Annotated in this window: 13 protein-coding genes; 3 read left to right on the forward strand and 10 right to left on the reverse strand. The window is 64.1% G+C overall.

What is annotated here, in order from left to right; all coding sequences use genetic code 11:
* Positions 1–104: 104 nt before the first annotated feature.
* From ACZ5WT_RS03445 to ACZ5WT_RS03460, 4 genes are all read right to left on the reverse strand, one after another.
* The gene (locus tag ACZ5WT_RS03445) at positions 105–269 is read right to left on the reverse strand and encodes a hypothetical protein (protein ID WP_464285994.1); all 165 of its coding nucleotides are present in this window, start codon (positions 267–269) and stop codon (positions 105–107) included.
* On the reverse strand, positions 266–1,549 hold the full coding sequence (locus ACZ5WT_RS03450; RefSeq protein WP_464285995.1) for an acetyl-CoA C-acetyltransferase: 1,284 nt from the start codon (positions 1,547–1,549) through the stop codon (positions 266–268). The genes ACZ5WT_RS03445 and ACZ5WT_RS03450 overlap by 4 nt, the downstream gene beginning before the upstream one ends.
* Before the next feature lie 75 nt (positions 1,550–1,624).
* On the reverse strand, positions 1,625–3,586 hold the full coding sequence (locus tag ACZ5WT_RS03455) for a 3-hydroxyacyl-CoA dehydrogenase NAD-binding domain-containing protein (RefSeq protein WP_464285996.1): 1,962 nt from the start codon (positions 3,584–3,586) through the stop codon (positions 1,625–1,627).
* A gap of 181 nt (positions 3,587–3,767) precedes the next feature.
* On the reverse strand, positions 3,768–6,239 hold the full coding sequence (locus ACZ5WT_RS03460; protein WP_464285997.1) for an acyl-CoA dehydrogenase: 2,472 nt from the start codon (positions 6,237–6,239) through the stop codon (positions 3,768–3,770).
* 344 nt (positions 6,240–6,583) lie between these two features.
* Between ACZ5WT_RS03460 and ACZ5WT_RS03465 the strand changes: the two genes are divergently transcribed.
* Positions 6,584–8,290 (forward strand): long-chain-fatty-acid--CoA ligase, encoded by a 1,707-nt coding sequence (locus ACZ5WT_RS03465; protein WP_464285998.1) that lies wholly within the window; start codon positions 6,584–6,586, stop codon positions 8,288–8,290.
* Positions 8,287–8,682 (forward strand): MerR family DNA-binding protein, encoded by a 396-nt coding sequence (locus tag ACZ5WT_RS03470; RefSeq protein ID WP_464285999.1) that lies wholly within the window; start codon positions 8,287–8,289, stop codon positions 8,680–8,682. Before ACZ5WT_RS03465 ends, ACZ5WT_RS03470 begins: the two co-directional genes overlap by 4 nt.
* A 27-nt stretch (positions 8,683–8,709) precedes the next feature.
* On the opposite strand, the gene ACZ5WT_RS03475 is transcribed toward ACZ5WT_RS03470, so the two are convergent.
* Genes ACZ5WT_RS03475 through ACZ5WT_RS03485 form a run of 3 tightly spaced genes read right to left on the reverse strand, consistent with a single transcriptional unit; the run spans position 8,710 to position 11,612 of the window.
* Positions 8,710–8,994 carry a UvrB/UvrC motif-containing protein gene (locus ACZ5WT_RS03475; RefSeq protein WP_464286000.1) on the reverse strand — a complete coding sequence of 95 codons (285 nt, stop codon included), beginning with the start codon at positions 8,992–8,994 and terminating at the stop codon, positions 8,710–8,712.
* A 36-nt stretch (positions 8,995–9,030) separates the two neighbouring features.
* Positions 9,031–10,608: a cisplatin damage response ATP-dependent DNA ligase gene (locus ACZ5WT_RS03480; RefSeq protein WP_464286001.1), complete on the reverse strand. Its 1,578-nt coding sequence runs from the start codon at positions 10,606–10,608 to the stop codon at positions 9,031–9,033.
* Positions 10,605–11,612: a ligase-associated DNA damage response exonuclease gene (locus ACZ5WT_RS03485; protein WP_464286002.1), complete on the reverse strand. Its 1,008-nt coding sequence runs from the start codon at positions 11,610–11,612 to the stop codon at positions 10,605–10,607. Before ACZ5WT_RS03485 ends, ACZ5WT_RS03480 begins: the two co-directional genes overlap by 4 nt.
* A 179-nt stretch (positions 11,613–11,791) precedes the next feature.
* Here ACZ5WT_RS03485 and ACZ5WT_RS03490 point away from each other — a divergent pair, with 179 nt between their 5' ends.
* Positions 11,792–12,805 (forward strand): alpha/beta hydrolase, encoded by a 1,014-nt coding sequence (locus ACZ5WT_RS03490; protein ID WP_464286003.1) that lies wholly within the window; start codon positions 11,792–11,794, stop codon positions 12,803–12,805.
* Positions 12,806–12,854: 49 nt separating this feature from the next.
* Here the strand turns inward: ACZ5WT_RS03490 and ACZ5WT_RS03495 are convergent, their stop codons facing one another.
* The 3 genes from ACZ5WT_RS03495 to ACZ5WT_RS03505 all read right to left on the reverse strand — a co-directional run bounded on the left by ACZ5WT_RS03495 (position 12,855) and on the right by ACZ5WT_RS03505 (position 18,340).
* Entirely contained in the window at positions 12,855–15,764 is a 2,910-nt protein-coding gene (locus tag ACZ5WT_RS03495) for an insulinase family protein (protein ID WP_464286004.1), read from the reverse strand.
* An 89-nt stretch (positions 15,765–15,853) separates the two neighbouring features.
* Positions 15,854–17,554 (reverse strand): ABC transporter ATP-binding protein, encoded by a 1,701-nt coding sequence (locus ACZ5WT_RS03500; protein ID WP_464286005.1) that lies wholly within the window; start codon positions 17,552–17,554, stop codon positions 15,854–15,856.
* Positions 17,555–17,647: 93 nt separating this feature from the next.
* Entirely contained in the window at positions 17,648–18,340 is a 693-nt protein-coding gene (locus tag ACZ5WT_RS03505) for a GntR family transcriptional regulator (RefSeq protein ID WP_464286006.1), read from the reverse strand.
* Positions 18,341–18,377 lie beyond the last annotated feature (37 nt).

Below are 18,377 nucleotides of genomic sequence, written 5' to 3' on the forward strand. Positions count from 1 at the left end.
CCTATGCGTCAGCCATGGCCACATTGTTAACACAGTGTACACTGGTCAAATACTCGCAATGGCTTTGCGCGAGGTTGCCATTTCTGAGCATAGCTTACCCCTATTCAGTAGAGGCCCGGCTGGCGCACCAGATAGAGGAGCACGGCCAGCGCAACCACACCCGCCCATGGAACCCAGCCGGGCAAGCCCGGCTTGCGCGGCGGTTTCTGGTTCGCCTTGGGGTCCGGCTTCTTCGGCATCGGACGGAATTTGACGACGTTGTCGCTCATGCGGCACTTTCAACCAATGCGGCGACACCCATGCCGCCTGCTGTACACACGCTCAGCAAAGCGCGTTTCCCCGGCGCCGTCGAGAGCAGTTTGGCGGTAAGGCCCAGAATGCGCGCGCCGGTGGCTGCAAAGGGATGCCCATAGGCCAGGCTCGAGCCCTTGACGTTGATTCTGTCGGGATCGATGGGGCCCAGCACCCGGTCGCGACCGAGCACGGTCCGGCAGTATTCAGCATCATTCCAGGCCTTGAGCGTGCACAGGACCTGTGCGGCAAAGGCCTCGTGCAGCTCGAAATAATCGATATCGTCAAAGCCCAGATTGGCCCGCGCCAGCATCTCGCTGACCGCAATGGTGGGGGCCATGAGCAGGCCCTCGCCATGGGCAAAATCATTGCCAGCCACCCGGCCAGTGGTGAGCCAGGCCAGAATCGGCAGGCCACGCGCCCGCGCCCACTCCTCGCTCGCCAGCAGCACCGAGGAGGCACCATCAGTGAGCGGCGTCGAATTGCCGGCGGTCAGAGTACCCAGCCCGCTGGTCTTGTCGAAGGCCGGCTTGAGCGTCGCCATCTTTTCCAGATTTGCGTCGGGGCGCACATTGTTGTCGCGGTCAAGCCCGGCGCATTGCACCAGCAGATCGTCGTGGAACCCTTCGTCATAGGCAGCGGCGGCGTTGCGATGGCTGGCCACGGCCAGCGCGTCCTGCGCCTGGCGGGTAATGTCCCACTCGCGCGCCATCAGCTCGCAATGCTGGCCCATCGACATGCCGGTACGCGGCTCGTTGACCGAGGGCGCCACCGGCGTCAGTTCGCCAAACGAGAAGCCCTTGAACGCCTTGAACTTCTCACCCGTACTGCGGGCCTTATTCACATCGAGCAGGCGATGCTGGAACTTGTTGCCGAAGACGATGGGGCTGTCGCTGACGGTATCCGAACCCGCGGCCACGCCGCTGTCGATTTCGCCTGAGGCGATCTTGGCGGCCAGCACCAAAGCGGCCTGCAGGCTGGTGCCGCAGGCGATCTGCATCGTGGTGCCCGGCGTGCGCGGCGAGAAGCCGGCATCGAGCGTCGCCTCGCGGGCAATATTGAAGTCGCGGCTATGCCCGATCACCGAGCCGGCGATGACCTCGTCGATCTTCTCGCCCTTGAGGCCATATTTGTCGGCCAGCCCGCCCATGACGGTGCCGAGCATGGAGAGGTTGGTCTGCTCGATATAGGCGGTGTTGCCGCGCGCGAACGGAATGCGCGCCGACCCCACGATGGCGACCTTGCGAAGTTCAGTCATTGTTTTCGTCTCCGCGTAACTGAAATCCCTGCATCGGCACCGGGCGCCCTGCAGTCGGCATTCGACCCCGCCCCATCATGCCTTGCCATCCTGACGCGCCTTGAGCGGCCCACCCAGGAACGGCGCGAAGCCGGTGCCAAGGATCACCCCGATATCGGCCAGGCCGGCATTGGCCACGACGCCTTCGGCAACAACCACTTCGGTCATATCCACCAGGGGCTTGACCAGTTCGCGCCCAAGCCCTGCCAGATCGGCATGCGGGGGCGTTTCGCCCTTTTGTGCCTTGCCTTCGACCCACTTGTAAAAACCCTCGCCGCTCTTGCGGCCCAGCTTGCCCTCATTGACCAGGGTGGCGAACTTGCTGGCCTCGGGCACGGCGTGGCCAAGCTCGGTGGCGACGGATTTGCCGACATCGAGCCCCACCGTATCCATCAATTCGATCGGGCCCATCGGCATGCCGAAGGCCACCGCGGCGGCATCGAGCAGTTCCTTGCTTTCGCCCGCCTCGACGCGTTGCACGGCGCCCAGCATGTAAGGCATCAGCACCCGGTTCACGAGGAAGCCCGGCGCCGACTTGACCACGACCGGGCTCTTGCCGATGGCCAGCGCGAAGGCCGCGCCCTTGCCGATTTCGGCATCGCTATTGAAGGTGGAGCGGATCACTTCCACCAGCGGAAGCTGCGCCACCGGGTTGAAGAAGTGCAGTCCAATCAGCCGCGCCGGATCCTTGAGGACTTCGGCAATGCGTTCGAGTTCGATCGACGAGGTATTGGTGGCAAGGATCGCGCCGGGCTTTAGCTTGCCTTCGAGCCCGCTGAAGATCGCCTGCTTGACCTCGAGCTTTTCGACCACCGCCTCGATGATGACATCGGCGCGGCCGACGCCCTTGCCGGTCGGATCGGCCTCAAGCCGCATCACCGCGGCATCGACCTCGTACTTTTTCTTGAGGCGTTTCTTGAACAGCTTCTTGCCGCGATCGAGCGCTGGCTGGATGCGCGCCATATCGAGGTCCTGCAGGGTGACGCTCATGCCGCGCAACGCGCACCAGGCGGCGATATCGCCCCCCATCACCCCGGCCCCGATCACATGCACGCGGGAGAATTTAGCGCCCTTGGTGCCCTGCTTCTTGAGGGCCTCGGAGGCAAAGAACACCCGGCGCAGATTGGTCGCCGTATCGCTGCCCATCAAGGGCACGAAGGCGTCGATCTCGCCGCGGGTCATCGCCGGCCAGTTGTCGCCATGCTTTTCGAACAGGTCGATCAGCGCGAATGGGGCCGGATAATGCTCGGGCCGGGCCTTCTTGCCGGCCTCCTCGCGCATCTTGCCGGCCACATAGGTCCGCAGCGGCCCCATGGCCATCACCTTCTTGACCAGCGGCGCCGGGCCAGACTTGCGGCGCTGCAGCACGGCCTTGCGCGCCTCCCAGGCCAGCATGTCGCGATGTCGGACCAGCTTGTCGACGAGGTTCATGCCCCGCGCCGCGCCGGCCTTGAGCATGCGGCCGGTGAGCATGATCTGCATCGCATCGACCGGCCCTGCCTGGCGGATCGAGCGTCCGGTGCCGCCAAAGCCCGGAAAGATGCCCAGGTTGACCTCGGGGAAGCCGATGCGCGTCTTGTCGTCATTGACGGCGACGCGATAGTGGCACGCCAAAGCCAGTTCCAGCCCGCCGCCCAGGCAGAAGCCGTGAATGCCGGCGACCATCGGAATCCTGAGATTCTCGATGCGGGAGAACAGGGCATGAGTGCGGCGCAGCGCTTCGGGCAGTACCGAGAAGTCGCTCATCGCGTCGAATTCGCTGACATCGGCCCCGGCGATGAAGCCGCTATCCTTGCCCGACAGCAGGATCACGCCCGCCAGCTCGCGCGTTTCGGCCAGCTCTTCGAAACGGGTGACCAGGGTCTCCAGCTCCATGATGGCTTCGCGGCTGAGCGTATTGACCGGCGCCCCGGGGGAATTGATCGTGAGCCAGCCCAGATTCTCCACATCCCTGCGGAAACTCCAGTTCCTGGTCTCGGGCATTTGCGGCTGGATCATCATGTCTCCTCGAAGTCTCTGACTTTTGGCCATTCCCGCCGCTCCACCGGCCGGGCCTCCCTCCCCCTTGTGGGGAAGGAATGTGGGTGGGGGTGACCACGCTCCGCTCTCGCGAAAAAGGCCCGCACCCTTGATCCCTCCCCACAAGGGGGAGGGAGTCGACTGCTAACGCAGTCACAAATTACTCCGCCGCCACGCGGTGCTTGCCTTCGGCCGCCAGTTCGTCGCTGGCGAAGTCATCGACCTTGACCACGCGGTCGGTCGCCTCGTCGGCGGCGCGCATGATGCCCGCTTCATTGTCGTTGAGCACGCCAGCTGCCACCGCATCGGCGATCGCATCGCGGTCCAGCCGCCGCTCGATGACGCCCTTGCGGGCAGCCTTGACGAAGCGGGCCTCGATCTCCTCGGCCTCGGTCACCTTGATGAAGGCATCTTCCAGCACACCGGTGACATCCTTGGGATCGAAGGACACATAGGCGCCCGTCGTCAGGCGGTCACGGAACGAACCGGGCCGCAGCACCGCCCGCACAAAGCGGTAGTTGACGCGATCGCTGGCAGGCTTGGCATGGCGGCCGAGCGGGAAGCACAGCACACGCATAGCCGTGGCAAAGACCGGGTTGGGGAAGTTGGCGAACACTTCGCCAAAGGTCTTTTCGATGGAGGCGATGCGGTCGGCCATGATGGCGTCGACCAGTTCCTTGTCTTCGGCCAGGCGCCCTTCATCCTCGAAGCGGCGCAAGGTGGCGGACATCAGGTAGAGGTCGGAGAGGATATCGGCCATACGGCCCGAAATCTTCTGCTTGCGCTTGAGCGCGCCGCCCAGGAACACCGTGGTCCAATCGGCCACCAGGGCGAAATCCTGCGAATAGCGGTGGAGCTTCCGATACCAGTGTGCCATCGGCCCCTGATTGGGCGTCGAGGCAAAGGCCCCATGGCTCACGCCATGCAGCAGGCTGGCCACGATATTGCGCAGCATGAATTTGGTGTGCCCGCCAAAGGCCGCGTCGAACTGTTCCAGACCCTGCTTGCGGTCCTTGTTCTGGGCGGCTTCCACTTCCTTGAGCAGATAGGGATGGGCGCGCAGCACGCCCTGGGCAAAGGTCATCAGCGTGCGGGTGAGGATATTGGCCCCCTCCACCGTGATGGCGACCGGCAGGGCCATATAGGCGCCAAACAGGTAGTTGCTGGGGCCATCCTGAATGGCGCGGCCACCATGGATATCGAAGGCATCGTCCATGCTGGCGCGCATGGCTTCGGTGGTGGTGTATTTGAGCAGGCCCGCGATGACGGCGGGGCGCTGGCCCTCATCGACCATCGAGGCGGTGAGGCGCCGTCCGGCTTCGAAGGTATAGGCGCGCTTGATCATCTCGCCGAGCGGCTCGGCCACGCCTTCCATGATGCCCACCGGAATGCCGAACTGGCGGCGCACCCGGGCATAGGCGGAGGTGGCGCGCAAAGTCTGCTTGATCGAGATGGAGCCGATGGCCGGCAATGATATGGCGCGCCCGGTCGACAGGCACTCCATCAGCATGCGCCAGCCCTGCCCGGCATAGTCGGTGCCGCCGATGAGGAAATCCATCGGGATGAACACATCCCGCCCCCGCACTGGCCCATTCATGAAGGCCTGGCGTGCCGGGAAGTGGCGGCGGCCGATCTCGACGCCCGGATGGTCATGCGGCACCAGCGCCAGCGTGATGCCGATATCCTTGCCGCGGCCGAGCAGGTTGTCCGGATCTTCGAGGATGAAGGCCAGCCCCACCAGCGTCGCGATCGGGGCGAGGGTGATGTAGCGCTTGTCGAAGCTCAGGCGCACGCCGAGCACTTCCTGGCCCTGATACATGCCCTTGGTGACGGTGCCATAGTCGCGCATGCCGCCGGCATCGGAGCCCGAATGCACGCCCGTCAGCGCAAAGCACGGCACTTCGAGCCCCTTGGCCAGCCGGCCGAGGTACTTTTCCTTCTGGGCATGGGTGCCGTATTTTTCCAGCAGTTCACCGGGCCCGAGCGAATTGGGGACCATGACGGTGATGCCGGTCGCCACCGAGCGGCTGGCAATCTTGGAGACGATCATCGACTGCGCCTGCGCGCCGAAGCCGAGGCCGCCATGTTCCTTGGCAATCAGCATGCCGAGGAACCCCTTGTCCTTGAGAAACTGCCAGACTTCGGGGCTGAGATCGGCGCGGTTGTTGCGGATATCCCAGTCATCGAGCATGCCGCAGACCTCTTCGGTCGGGCCATCGAGGAAAGCCTGCTCTTCAGCGGTCAGCGTCAGCGGGCGGATGGCATTGAGCTTGCTCCAGTCCGGGCGCCCGGAGAACAGCTCCGCATCCCAGCCGACCGTGCCGGCGTCGAGCGCTTCCTGCTCGGTGCGGCTGACGCGCGGCAGGATAGATTTGACTGCGCCATAGACCGGTCGCATCAGCACCGCCTTGCGGAACCCGGCGATGCTCAGCAGGCCGAAGATGATGGCCGGCAGCAGCACCAGGATCAGCCCGCCGAGATCGGTGGCCAGCGTCATCCCGCCCGGACCAAAGCCGATGCGGGTCAAAAGCCCCACCACCAGCGCGCCGATCGCCCACTGCCAGAGCGGGCTTTCGCGCACGGCCAGAACGGCGAAGACGATAAGGCTAAGTGCGGTAAGCGCTGGGGTCACGGCGTGTCCTCCTTGGCGTCGCCGGGCTCTCCCACCCGGACAACTCGACCCCCAAAATACCTGACCAGGCGCCGGCTCGCCGGTCTGGTCGCTGGGCCATCGGCGCCGGGATCGTGGCGCCACCGCCCATCAGTGTCGAGACCTGTTTATCATAGCTTACGTTAACGTCAACTAACCGACCATTACGTCTATGCACGCAGATGCCAAGCAACGCTGAACAACAACGCGCCGGGGGCTGATAAGTTGAGGCATCTGTTTGACGCTAACGTAAGGCCGTGAAATATTCGTCACACAAAGGCGGCAAGCCTATCGGCCAAGAACGGCACCCGGAGGAAACCACTCTTATGACGATCACCGACGAAGCATCGCTCCGCCCCTGGATCGCCAGCTACCCCGAAGGCATCGACTGGCGCGCCCAGATCGACACCCGCCCCGTGCATGAGCAGGTGCTGGCCGCCTGCGCCCGTGACCCCTTCGCCGTCGCCCTCGATTTCCTCGGTGGCACCACCACGTTTGGCGACCTCGCCAAGAAGATCATCGCCTTTGCGGGCGCGCTGCAGCATCAGTTCGGCGTCAAGAAGGGCACGCGCGTGGCCATCATGCTGCCCAACACGCCCTTCTATCCGATCGCCTATTACGCGGTGCTGCGCGCCGGCGGCATCGTGGTCAACTGCAACCCGCTCTACACCGTGCACGAACTCAGCCACATCACGTCCAATGCCGGCGCCGATGTGATGATCACGCTCGACCTGCAGCAGATTTACGAGAAGGCCGAGAAGTTGCTGCAGGCCGGCCATATCAAGTCGGTGGTGGTGTGCCACTTCCCCGACGCGCTGCCGCTGGTCAAGAAACTGCTGTTCTCCGTCGCCAAGCGCAAGGATTTGGCCAAGCTCGGGTCCTCGCCGATCCGCAGCCAGGTGACCTCTTATGCCGCGATGATCGCGCGCAACGAGACGCCGGACGCCGTGGTGATCGACCCGGTGAACGACATTGCCGTGCAGCAATATACCGGCGGCACGACCGGCGTTCCCAAGGGCGCCCTGCTCACCCACGCCAATATCGCGGCCAATATGAGCCAGATCGACAAGTGGGGGTGTGGCCTCTTCTATCCGCCCTCCAAGGTCATCGCGGTGCTGCCCTTCTTCCACATCTTCGCCATGACGGTCTGCATGAACGTGCCGCTGTGCAATGGCACGCAGGTGGTGATGCTGCCGCGCTTCGAGCTCAAGGCGCTGCTAAATGTATTCGCGCGCACCAAGGCTAATGTGCTGCCCGCCGTGCCCACCCTGCTCAATGCCATTGCCCGCGCCGACAGCGTGACGCGCGAACAGCTGGCGAGCCTTGAAGTCGCCATTTCCGGCGGCGCGGCCCTGCCCGACGAAGTGCGCGCGGCCTTTGCCAAGAAGTCCAACGCCACCCTGGCCGAGGGCTATGGCCTGACCGAGGCCTCGCCGGTGGTCTGCTGCGCTGCGCTCCGTGTTCCCTCCAAGCCGATGTCGATCGGCTTGCCCCTGCCCGGCACCGATATCCGCTTCGTCGATATCGACAGCGGCCGCACCGTCGGCACCGGCGAGAATGGCGAATTGCAGGTGCGGGGCCCGCAGGTGATGGCGGGCTATTTCGACAATCCTGAGGCCTCCCGGGACGCCTTCATGGATGGCTGGCTGCGCACCGGTGACGTCGGCCACATGGATGAAGACGGCTATGTGTTCCTCGTCGACCGCATCAAGGACCTGATCATCTGCTCGGGCTTCAACGTCTATCCGCGCACCATCGAGGAAGCGCTGATGAGCCACCCGGCCGTGGAAGAAACCAATGTCATCGGCGTGCCCGACGAGTATCGCGGCGAGGCCCCTGTTGCCTATGTGAAGCTGCGCTCTGGCGAAACGGCGGACGAGGAAAGCCTCAAGAAATTCCTTGCCGAACGGCTCAACAAGATCGAAATGCCCAAGCACATCATTTTCAAGGATGCGCTTCCCAAAACCCTCGTCGGCAAGCTCTCCAAGAAAGAGCTGCGCGAGGAATATGCCCAGACGAGAGCCAAGAAGTGACCGCGATCCCTTCGGAAAACCGCGACCTGTTCGCAATCGCCGACCTCGCCAAGGAGTTCGGCATTTCGACGCGCGCCATCCGCTTCTATGAGACCAAGGGGCTGCTGGCGCCCGAACGCGTGGGCGCCACCCGCATCTTCCGCCGCCGCGACCGTGCCAGGCTGATCCTGATCCTGCGCGGCAAGCGACTGGGTTTTTCGCTGCGCGATATTTCCGACTATCTCAGCCTTTATGACGCCAATCGCAGCCAGCAGGTTCACCTGCTGGCCGGCAAGGTCGAGGAGCGTCTGGCCTCGCTCGAAGCCCAGCTGCAGGACCTGCAGACCACCATCACCGAATTGCGCGAAATCAAGAAACTGGCCGACGAGCGGCTTGAAGCAAAGGCGGGGTAAGGTCCGGGGCACGCCCTCGTGGTACCACTACTTCCGGCCCTTCTTCATGAAATCCGGTTTCTGCGGTTTAACCCAGCCCTTGGGCGGCTGGCGCACCGGCACCTGGGTGCCTAGCCCCATGGCGCCCGGCGGGGGCTGGCTGACGGTGACCTGCAAACTGCCGTCGTCGCTCTCCGGCAGAGGCGTTTCGCCCTTGAGCCGGGCGATCTCATTGCGCAGGGCGGCCGCCTTCTCGAAATCCATCGCCTCGGCTGCCGCCTGCATCTGCTTGGTCAGCGCCACTAGACGCAGATGATTGGAATGCGATGACATCTTTGGCTTTCTCCCACCTGGCGGCTTCGCAACATCCTACGTTGCCCCGACGAACACGGCCATGTCTTCCAGCGTCGCGGCTTCGCTGGCCGGCTTGTCCCAGCGAATGCGATTGATGCGAGGAAAGCGCAGGGCCACGCCGGATTTGTGGCGGGCACTTTCCTGTGCGGAATCAAAGGCCACCTCGAAGACCAGCTCCTTGCGCACCTCGCGCACCGGGCCGAAGGACTGCACCGTGTTATTGCGGATCCACTTGTCGAGCAGCTTGAGCTCCTCGTCGGTGAAGCCGAAATAGGCCTTGCCGATCGGCACGATCTCGTTGCCCTTCCACACCCCGAATGTGTAGTCGGAATAAAACGAGCTGCGCTTGCCGTGCCCGCGCTGGGCATACATCAGCACGGCATCGACCACATTGGGGTCGCGCTTCCACTTGAACCAGTAGCCCTTGGGGCGCCCGGGCACATAGGGCGAGGATCGCAGCTTGATCATCACGCCCTCATGGCCGTGTTCATCCGCCCCGGCCCGGCGCATCCGGCCCAGTTCCTGCCAATCGGCAAAGGGCAGCACTTCGGACAGATCGAGCCGGCTCTGCGGATTGGCGCGGAACCAAGCCTCGAGCCGCGCCCGCCGCTCGGTCCAGCTCAATGCGCGAATATCCTCGTCGCCATCGAACAGCATGTCATAGACGCGAATGAAGGCGGGCAGCTCCTTGAGGTGTTTTGCCGACGCCACCTTCTTGTTGAGCCGCTGCTGCAGGTCGTTGAAGCTGCGCGCATCGAAATCGCGGCCGACCAGCAATTCGCCATCGAGCACCGCCCGGCCGGTGACATTGTCGACGATATCGGGAAAGGCCGCGGCGATGTCGTCGCCGGTGCGCGAAAACAGCGAGGCCGTGCCCCCGCCCACGATCAATTGCACCCGAATGCCGTCCCATTTCCACTCGACGGAAAAGTCCTTGGGGTCGAGCACCTCGAAATCCTTCGCCTCATCGATCGGCGTCGACAACATCAGCGGGTGGAAGCGCGCGGTGTGGTCGATATCGGGGCGCTCGGCCCGGCCATCGAGCCAGGCGAACAGCTCGGTATAGGGCAGCTTGAGCCCGTGCCAGACCTCTTCGATCTCCTGCAGCGGCTGCCCGCTCATTTCCGACAGCGCCGTCTTGGCGAGGCGCGCCGAGACGCCGATGCGCAGCGCCCCGGTCGCCAGCTTGACCAGCGCCCAGCGCTCGTTGATGCCCGCGCGGGTCAACAGGCCGGCGATCAGCTTGGGCAATTCGCTCTTGCTGGTGGTGTTGAACAGCCCGATGAGATCGGTCAGCGAAGGCAGGTCGCCACCATCGCCGTGATGCGGCCAGATCAGCGCGATGGTCTCGCCGAGATCGCCGACATAGTCGTAGCTCATGGCGAAGAGCGTCTCGTCCACCTCGGCCAGAACGGTCTCGCGCAGCAGGGCCGGCTTGACGTTGCGGAAGGTCAGCGCGCCGGTCAGCACCGCCAGCGCATAACCACGATCGGGGTCGGGCACCTCCCGGAAATACTGGGTCAGCGCGGTAAGCTTGCGGGTGCGCGAGGGTGTCAGCGCCAGCAGTTCCAGCAATTGGGCAAAACGTTTCATGCGCTTTCCCCCTCCCCGCCGCCATCCTCGAAGCCGACAATGTTGAGCGGCTCAGCGGCAAGGCCTTTCTTGCGGCACCAATAGACCAGCGCATCTTCGCGGCCATGAGTGACCCAGACCGTGCCCGCGCCGGTTTCATCGATAGTCTGGTTGAGTTCGCCCCAGTCGCAGTGGTCGGAAATGACCAGCGGCAGCTCCACCAGGGCCTGGCGGGCGCGCTGCTTGACGCTCATCCAGCCCGAGGCCTGGCACGTCACCGGATCGGGGAAGCGGCGGCTCCAGCGATCGCGAATGGCCGATGGCGGGGCGATGACAATGGCACCGGCCAGCTCGGCCTTGCCGGTTTCCGTCGCCGGACGCAGGTCGCCCAGCGGCACGCCCAGCTCCTCGTAAAGCGCGCAGAGCCGCAGCATCGCCCCGTGCAGATAGATCGGCGCGTCGTAGCCGGCGTCGCGCAATAGGGCGATCACCCGCTGCGACTTGCCCAAAGCGTAGCATCCCACCAGATGCGCCCGCTCCGGATTGGCCGCGACCGAGCGCAGCAGGCGGGCGATTTCCACCTGCGGGTGCGGATGCTGGAACACCGGCAGGCCAAACGTCGCCTCGGTGACCAGCAGGTCACAGGGCACCAGTTCATAGGGTTGCGCGGTGCGCTCAGCGAGGCGTTTGTAGTCGCCGGTGACCACGACGCGCTGCCCGCCCTGCTCGATCAGCACCTGCGCCGACCCCAGAATGTGCCCGGCGGGAAAGAGGGTGATGGTGACGTCGTCGATCTGCAGCGGCACGCCGAAATCGAGCGGCTGGAAACGCCCAGCACAATCCTCGCCATAGCGCACCTTCATGATGGCAATGGTGTCGGGCGTCGCCAGGACGGCGCCATGCCCGCTGCGGGCGTGGTCGGCATGACCATGGGTGATGATGGCGCGATCGCGCGGAACCGAGGGGTCGATATAGGCATCGATCGCCCTGATATGCAGGTTCCGGTCGAGGATCTGGCTGGCCATGGCATCCCTTTGCGGTTCGGTGGGGCGGATTTTCGCAGGGGCGCGCGTCAGGTCCTGTCAGCTGCCTAGCGGCCCTCCGGGCAACGCACCAGCGATGGTGGCGTTCCCCGCCGGACTTGCCAAGCAGCGGCGCGCGCGGGACAAGCTTGACCGATTATCGCGTTACTTGGGAGCCCAGCATGCGCCGCCACAACCATCCCGCCGGCACCATCCATCGCCTCGTGGTCGACAGCGCCGCCATGGCCAATAACCGGCTGGGCGATTCCACCAATCGCATTGTCGATGTCTATGTGCCGCATGGCCACGACGGCGCGGGCCTGCCGCTGCTGGTCGATCTGGTGGGCTACACATCGAGCGGCCCTGCCCATACCGCCTGGAAGGGCTTTGGCGAAAACGTGCCCGAACGGCTCGACCGGCTGATCGGCGAGGGCAAGATGGCCCCTGTCGTCGTTGCGTTTCCCGATTGCTTCACCCGGCTCGGCGGCAACCAATATGTCGATAGCCCCATCATGGGGAATTGGGCGAGCTTCCTGATCAGCGAAATGCTGCCCGCCGTGGAAAGCCGCTTCGGCTGCGGCGGCACCGGCCGTCGCGGCGTGTTCGGCAAGAGCTCGGGCGGCTTTGGCGCGCTGTTTCACGCCATGCGCCACAGCGACGTCTGGGCGGCTGCGGCCAGCCATTCCGGCGACGCGGGGTTCGAGCATCTCTACCTGCCCGAATTCCCGCCGACGCTGCGCGCCCTGGCCAAGCACGACAATTCCATCAAGGCGTGGTTTGAGGCCTTCGAGGCCAAGCCCAAGCTCGATGGCAAGGATACGATGGTGCTGATGATGCTCGCCCAGGCGGCCAGCTTCGACCCCGATCCCGACGCCGGGAGTTTCCTCGGGCTTCGCCTGCCGGTGGATACCGACACCTGCGAGCTGATCGCCGACCGCTGGGCCAACTGGCTAGCTTTCGATCCCGCAGCAATGGTCGAGACCGAGGGCGAGGCCCTGCGCAAGCTCAAGGGACTCTATCTCGAATGCGGCACCGAGGATCAGTACAATATTCTCTACGGCACGCGCCGCATCCACCGCACGCTCGACCGGCTGGGCATCGCCCATCGCTATGAGGAATTCCCCGACAACCATTCCGGCGTCGACTACCGGATGGATTTCAGCCTGCCCTATCTGGCGGATGTGCTGAGCAAGTAACGTTCAGGGTCATCCCGGCTTCAGGCCGGGATGACCTCAATGCCCTAAATCAGAGAACCTTGCTGACTTCCAGCAGGCCCGGGCGCTGTTCATTGGCGGCCTTGATGGCTGCCTCGCCGCCCAGCACCACGACGTGGCCATTGCGAGCGACGGCATCCACCGCCTCGGCCATGCGCTTGAAATCGGCTTCGGTGGTGCCGAGAATTTCGTCGCGCCGCTGCTGGCGGATGGCGTCGGTCGTGCCGGTCAGCTGCCGCCACATTGAGGAATAGCCCTTGGCATCGGGGAACTCGTAGCCGTCCACATCGCCAATCACCCCGATGATCGAGCGTGTGAGGTCATTGGCGCCGATCCCAGCCTTCAGCGCCTTGCTGGCCCCGTCATAGGCGTCGATGGTCTTGAGCAGGTTGGGATCGCGGTAGCTGAGGAAGCTGAAATTGCCGCTGGTGAGGTCGAACCGGCTGGAGCCGCCATAGGCCCCGCCCTGCACGCGCACCTTGTCCCAGAGGTAAGTGGTGTTGAGGAATTTCAGCACCACGCTGGACGCGCCGGACAGCTCGAAGCCGAGCGCCTTGAGGTTGGCGCCCTTGCCGACATAGTTGACCTGCGCCGGAATGATCAGCCCTTCGGACTTGGGCGCGAACTCGATCGTCCAGTCTGCGATTGCGTGCTGCTGGTTAGGCAGGCGTGGGAGGAAGGTCTCGAGCTCGCCTTTGGCTTTGCCCCAGAGAGAACCGTCGGCCGTAACATTGACCACCATGCGTCCGCGGTTGAACAGCGTATCGCGAATGCGTACCAGCGCGGCCTCTACGCTATCCCAATCACTGTCGACACGTTTGACCAGCGTCTTGAGGAAGTTGAGATAGCTCACCCCGGTCAATTGCTCGGCGATCCAGCTGGCTTCGGTCAGCCCGGCATTGAGCCGGGAATTGACAATGGCATTGCCGCTCGGCACCAGCCGGGCCTCGAAGCCGGCCTTTTCTTCGAGCGCCATCTGCTTGAAGCGTTCGCGGTTGTCCAGCCGCGCATCGAGCAGCACATCGCCCATGATGGCGAGCATTTCCTCGAGCTTGTCCGGCACGGCCTTACCCGACAGGAAGAACCATGCCGCGCTGCCGTCGTTGCCCTGCCGTGCCGATAACGCCCGGTGCTGGGCGATGCCGCCGGTGGACCGCCCGATGCGCTGGGTCAGCGAAACAAAATCCTCTTTGCTGGTACCGGTCTGCAGCAGTGCCCGCCCGAACAGCGGCAGATAGGGCAGCAGGTCCTTGTCGAGCACATGCAGGTCAAAGCCGAGATCGAGGTAGACGATCCCGAGGGTCGGCAGGTCATGGTAGAACAGCCGCGCCTCGGCGAGCGTGCCGATATCGATCGGCACGGTGCGGCTTTCGCGCGGCAGGTCGGCCAGCGTCAGCGTCGGAATCTTGGCGAGCAGCGCGGGATCGTCGACCTCTTCCTGGAGCGCCTTCAGCCTCTCCGTCTCGGCAACTGTCGCTTCCAGCGCCTTCTGGTCCATACCCTCACGCACTGCGGCGAGTCTGGCCACTTCCTCAGCAACCTCGCGCGCGCCCTGTTCGGGGTCAGCGCTCAGCGCCACCGTGGTGCGGTGGGTATTGTCGAGAAACAGGCGACGGATTTCAGAGGCGAAATGCCCCTGCCCGGCCTTCTGTTTGAGGGCGCTGAGCGCTTCCTCGAAATGCAGCGCCGCCAGCGGGTCGCCATCATGCAGCCAGGTGCCCAGCGCGTTGAACATGTAGACCATGCCGCGCGGATAGGAGCCGGTATTGTTCTCGCGCAGCGAGAACTCGAACGTGTTGATCGCCGCTTCCAGCTGCTCGGTGTCAAACCCCTTTTCGGCAATCTCTTCGAGCGTCGACAGGATAAGCGCTTCGACCTTGTCGGCATCGGCAGGGTCGATCCCCTTCATGCCAAAGCTGGCCATCGGCTGGCGCATGCCCGAGCCGATACCACCGCCGGTCATGCCCTCACCAAGCCCGCTTTCGGTCAGCGCCTTGCGCAGCGGCGCGGCCGAATTGCCTGCCAGCAGATAGCTCAGCATACCGTGGCTCAGCGCTTCCGTGCGATCGGCCGGAGGATCGATCATCCAGTTGACCGAGATCATGCCGTCGCGTGGCTTGCCCTCTTCCTTGGTGCCGGCATAGGTCGAGACGATTTTACGCGGCGCGTTGAAGCGCGGCTGGAGCTTGACCTCGGTATCGACCGGCGCCCGCTCGAACTGGCTGAAATACTCGTCGAGAATGGCGAGGCGCTGCCCCGGCTCGTCATCGCCGGAGAAGAAGGCGCGCGTGTTGGACGGGTGATAGAGCGTCTCGTGGAAGTGCTTGAACTGCGCGTAGGTGAGGTCCGGAATGGCCTTGGGATCGCCGCCCGAGCTCTTGCCATAGGTCACGTCGGGATAGAGCGAGCGCTGCGAAAGATCGCGCATGACAGCGTCGGGCGAGGAGAACACGCCCTTCATCTCGTTGAACACCACGCCCTTATAGACCAGCGGGCTCGCCGTATCCTCGAGCTCATAGTGCCAGCCTTCCTGGCGGAACGTGTCTTCGGTGAGCAGCGGGAAGAACACCGCGTCGAGGTAGACGTCGACGAGGTTGTAGAAGTCCTTGAGGTTCTGGCTCGCCACCGGATAGGCCGTCTTGTCCGGGAAGGTCATGGCGTTGAGGAAGGTGTTCAGCGACCCCTTGATCAGCTCCACGAACGGCTTCTTGACCGGATATTTGCGGCTGCCGCACAGCACCGAATGCTCGAGGATATGCGCAATGCCGGTCGAATCCTCGGGCGGCGTCTTGAAGGTGATGCCAAACACCTTGTTCTCGTCGTCATTGACCAGGCTGAGCACCTCGGCCCCGGTCTTTTTATGCCGGAACAGCTGCGCCTGCGAATTTGTCTCCGCGATGTGCTCGTCGCGGATGAGTTCGAAGGCTTCGTGATGGGTCATGACTCTACTCGGCAGGATTTCGTGTTGATGCACAACGTAGGCATGGCGCGATGGATGCGCTAGGGGCGAACGACTCGCTCGCCACCGCATTATCCAGCGACGGCATCTTCCACCTGCACCTCGGGCGCCGAGCCGCCCGACAGCACAACGACCTGATCGTCGCGCCCGATGACGCTGCGCCGGTGCGTGATGGCGAGGATGGTCACGCGGTCGACCAACAGGCGCAATTCACCCATGATTTCGGCTTCGGTGCGCTCATCGAGCGCCGAGCTGGCTTCGTCGAGGAACAGCACTTTGGGCCGGCCATAAAGCGCCCGCGCGATGGAAACGCGCTGCCGCTCGCCGCCCGAAAGCTTGAGCCCGCGCTCGCCCACCGTGGTTTCAAAGCCATCGGGTAGACGCTCGATGAAGTCGAGGATGGAGGCCTGAGCCGCCGCTTCGCGCAGCCGGACCGGATCGGGATCGCGCCCCAGGACGATATTGGCGCCGATGCTGTCATTGAGCAGCATAACGTCCTGCGGCACCACGCCGACCTGCTCGTACCAGCTCTCGCGGTCGATGTTGGTGAGATCGGCGCCGTCCACGGTAATGCTGCCCGAGGTCGGCTCCAGCGATTTGAGCGCCAGCTTGAACAGGGTCGATTTGCCCGCGCCGGTATTGCCGGTGATGAAGGTGATGGCCCCCGAATGGGCCTCAAAGCTCACCCCATCGAGGATCTGCCGGTCGCCATAGCGGAAGCCGACCTTGTCGAACCGCAGGCGCCCCTGGCGCAGCACCAGGCGCGCTCCTCCGTGAGCGGCGCGATCCTCGGGCGCGGTCCACATATCGGCGAAGGGCTTGAAGCGCGACAGGCACCGCATCACCTCGTCGATCGAGGTGCCGATCATTTCAAACGGCTGGTTCAGTTGGATCAGGATCAGGTTGATCAGCACGATATCGCCGACGCTGAGCAGGCCCGCCTCGAAGCGAGGCAGCAGCACGATGAAGGTGATGGCCAGCTGCGCCGCCAGCCCGCCGCCGAACACCCCCGCCAGCATGATGCGGCGGCGCGACCAGGCGACCCAGGAGGTGCGCTGCAGATGCGCCTTGTCCGCGAAACGCTCGCTGATCCAGCGGTCGCCATTGAAATAGCGCAGCGTCTCCATGGCATTGACCGCATTGCCGACGAAGCGGGCATTGTCCTGCTGGGCCTCGATGGCTTGATCGAGGAGGGGCCGGGTCCACAGATTGGCGAGGTAGGTCAGCCCGATGAAGCAGGTGCCATAGACCACGACAATCACCACCAGTTCGGCACTGATCACCGCGCCGAGCAGCCCGATGGCCAGCGTGATCTGGACGGTGCCGGGGATGAAGACGATGAGCGCCAACTGCACCAGCATATAGACCGAGCTCTGGCCCTGCTGACGCGCGGTCTGGATCTGCACCGGATTGTTGTCGATGAAGAAGCCGCCCGGCTTGCGCAGCAGCGTGTTGAAGAAACTGGTGGCGGCGATGAAATTGAGATTTTCCGCCGCGATGAAGGAGAGGAAATTGATCGAATAGCCAAAGACCGTGCCCAGCCCGCGCAGCACGGCATAGCCGACAAAGCCCCACAGAATGCCCGCCGGCAGGCTATTGGCGGTGAGTGCGTCCACCAGCCGCGAAAAGGCATAGGGCGTCACCACCGCCAGAACAGAACTGGCCAGAACGACCAGCGCCACCCCCACCAGCATCCAGCGCTCTTCGGACAGAAACCGGCCATAAATGGCCCGTAACGGCGGCAATGCGGTCTTCCAGTCCGGTGTGGTCATCGGGCTTCCTGGGAACGGGGATTGCGGCAGAGCCAGTAAAATGGCCGCCACGGCGCTCCCGGTCAAGTCAAAGGACTTGAGGCCCGCGCTCGATTACTCGAAATAGTCCGGATGGTCGGAAATGGTCTGGCTGAGCAGCACCTCGGCGCGCGCCAGATGAGCCCGCATCGCCGCTTCCGCACCCGCCACGTCGCCCTGGGAAACCGCCGCGGCGATAATCTTGTGCTCGCCAATGGCGACCTGCGAGGACGATGCCCCCAGCGTCAGATAACGCACGCGGTCGAGCTGCATCTTGTGATCGTCGATCAGCTGCCAGGCATATTCAACGCCCGCCAGCCGCGCCAGGGTGCGGTGGAACAGCTCGTCGAGCGTGTGAAAACGCCGGCTGTCATTAGCCGACGACGCGGCTTCCTGGTCGCCGATCAGCTCGCGCAGCACGTTGGAGACATCGGCGCCGGGATGGGCGGCAAGCCGGCGGATGATCTCGACTTCGATGGATTCGCGAATGAAGCGCGACTGGCGCACCCCTTCGGGCGAGATCTTCTTGACCACCGTGGCCCGCTTGGGGCGGATCAGCAGCAGACCCTGCTGGGCCAGCCGGATGAAGGCCTCGCGCACCGGCTGGCGTGACACGCCGTAGCGGCCGGCAATATCGCTCTCGGAAATCACGTCGCCCGGCTTGAGCGCCATAGTCACGATATCGTCGCGCAAAGTGCGGACGACACGCATGGCCATGGTCTCCTCAACTGTATCGAGCACGTTGACTGCCACTTTCGCTGATTCCATTCCCGACCTTGTGCCCATCAGGGCGCGCGACGCGCCC

The sequence above is a fragment of the Devosia sp. T2-14 genome (assembly GCF_055397495.1).

Bases quoted from the DNA above. Each gene is read 5' to 3' on its own strand.
- ACZ5WT_RS03455 (WP_464285996.1), bottom strand. From the start codon at position 3,586: ATGATCCAGCCGCAAATGCCCGAGACCAGGAACTGGAGTTTCCGCAGG.
- ACZ5WT_RS03465 (WP_464285998.1), top strand. From the start codon at position 6,584: ATGACGATCACCGACGAAGCATCGCTCCGCCCCTGGATCGCCAGCTAC.
- ACZ5WT_RS03485 (WP_464286002.1), bottom strand. From the start codon at position 11,612: ATGGCCAGCCAGATCCTCGACCGGAACCTGCATATCAGGGCGATCGAT.
- ACZ5WT_RS03505 (WP_464286006.1), bottom strand. From the start codon at position 18,340: ATGGAATCAGCGAAAGTGGCAGTCAACGTGCTCGATACAGTTGAGGAG.
- ACZ5WT_RS03475 (WP_464286000.1), bottom strand. From the start codon at position 8,994: ATGTCATCGCATTCCAATCATCTGCGTCTAGTGGCGCTGACCAAGCAG.
- ACZ5WT_RS03445 (WP_464285994.1), bottom strand. From the start codon at position 269: ATGAGCGACAACGTCGTCAAATTCCGTCCGATGCCGAAGAAGCCGGAC.
- ACZ5WT_RS03490 (WP_464286003.1), top strand. From the start codon at position 11,792: ATGCGCCGCCACAACCATCCCGCCGGCACCATCCATCGCCTCGTGGTC.
- ACZ5WT_RS03450 (WP_464285995.1), bottom strand. From the start codon at position 1,549: ATGACTGAACTTCGCAAGGTCGCCATCGTGGGGTCGGCGCGCATTCCG.
- ACZ5WT_RS03495 (WP_464286004.1), bottom strand. From the start codon at position 15,764: ATGACCCATCACGAAGCCTTCGAACTCATCCGCGACGAGCACATCGCG.
- ACZ5WT_RS03500 (WP_464286005.1), bottom strand. From the start codon at position 17,554: ATGACCACACCGGACTGGAAGACCGCATTGCCGCCGTTACGGGCCATT.
- ACZ5WT_RS03480 (WP_464286001.1), bottom strand. From the start codon at position 10,608: ATGAAACGTTTTGCCCAATTGCTGGAACTGCTGGCGCTGACACCCTCG.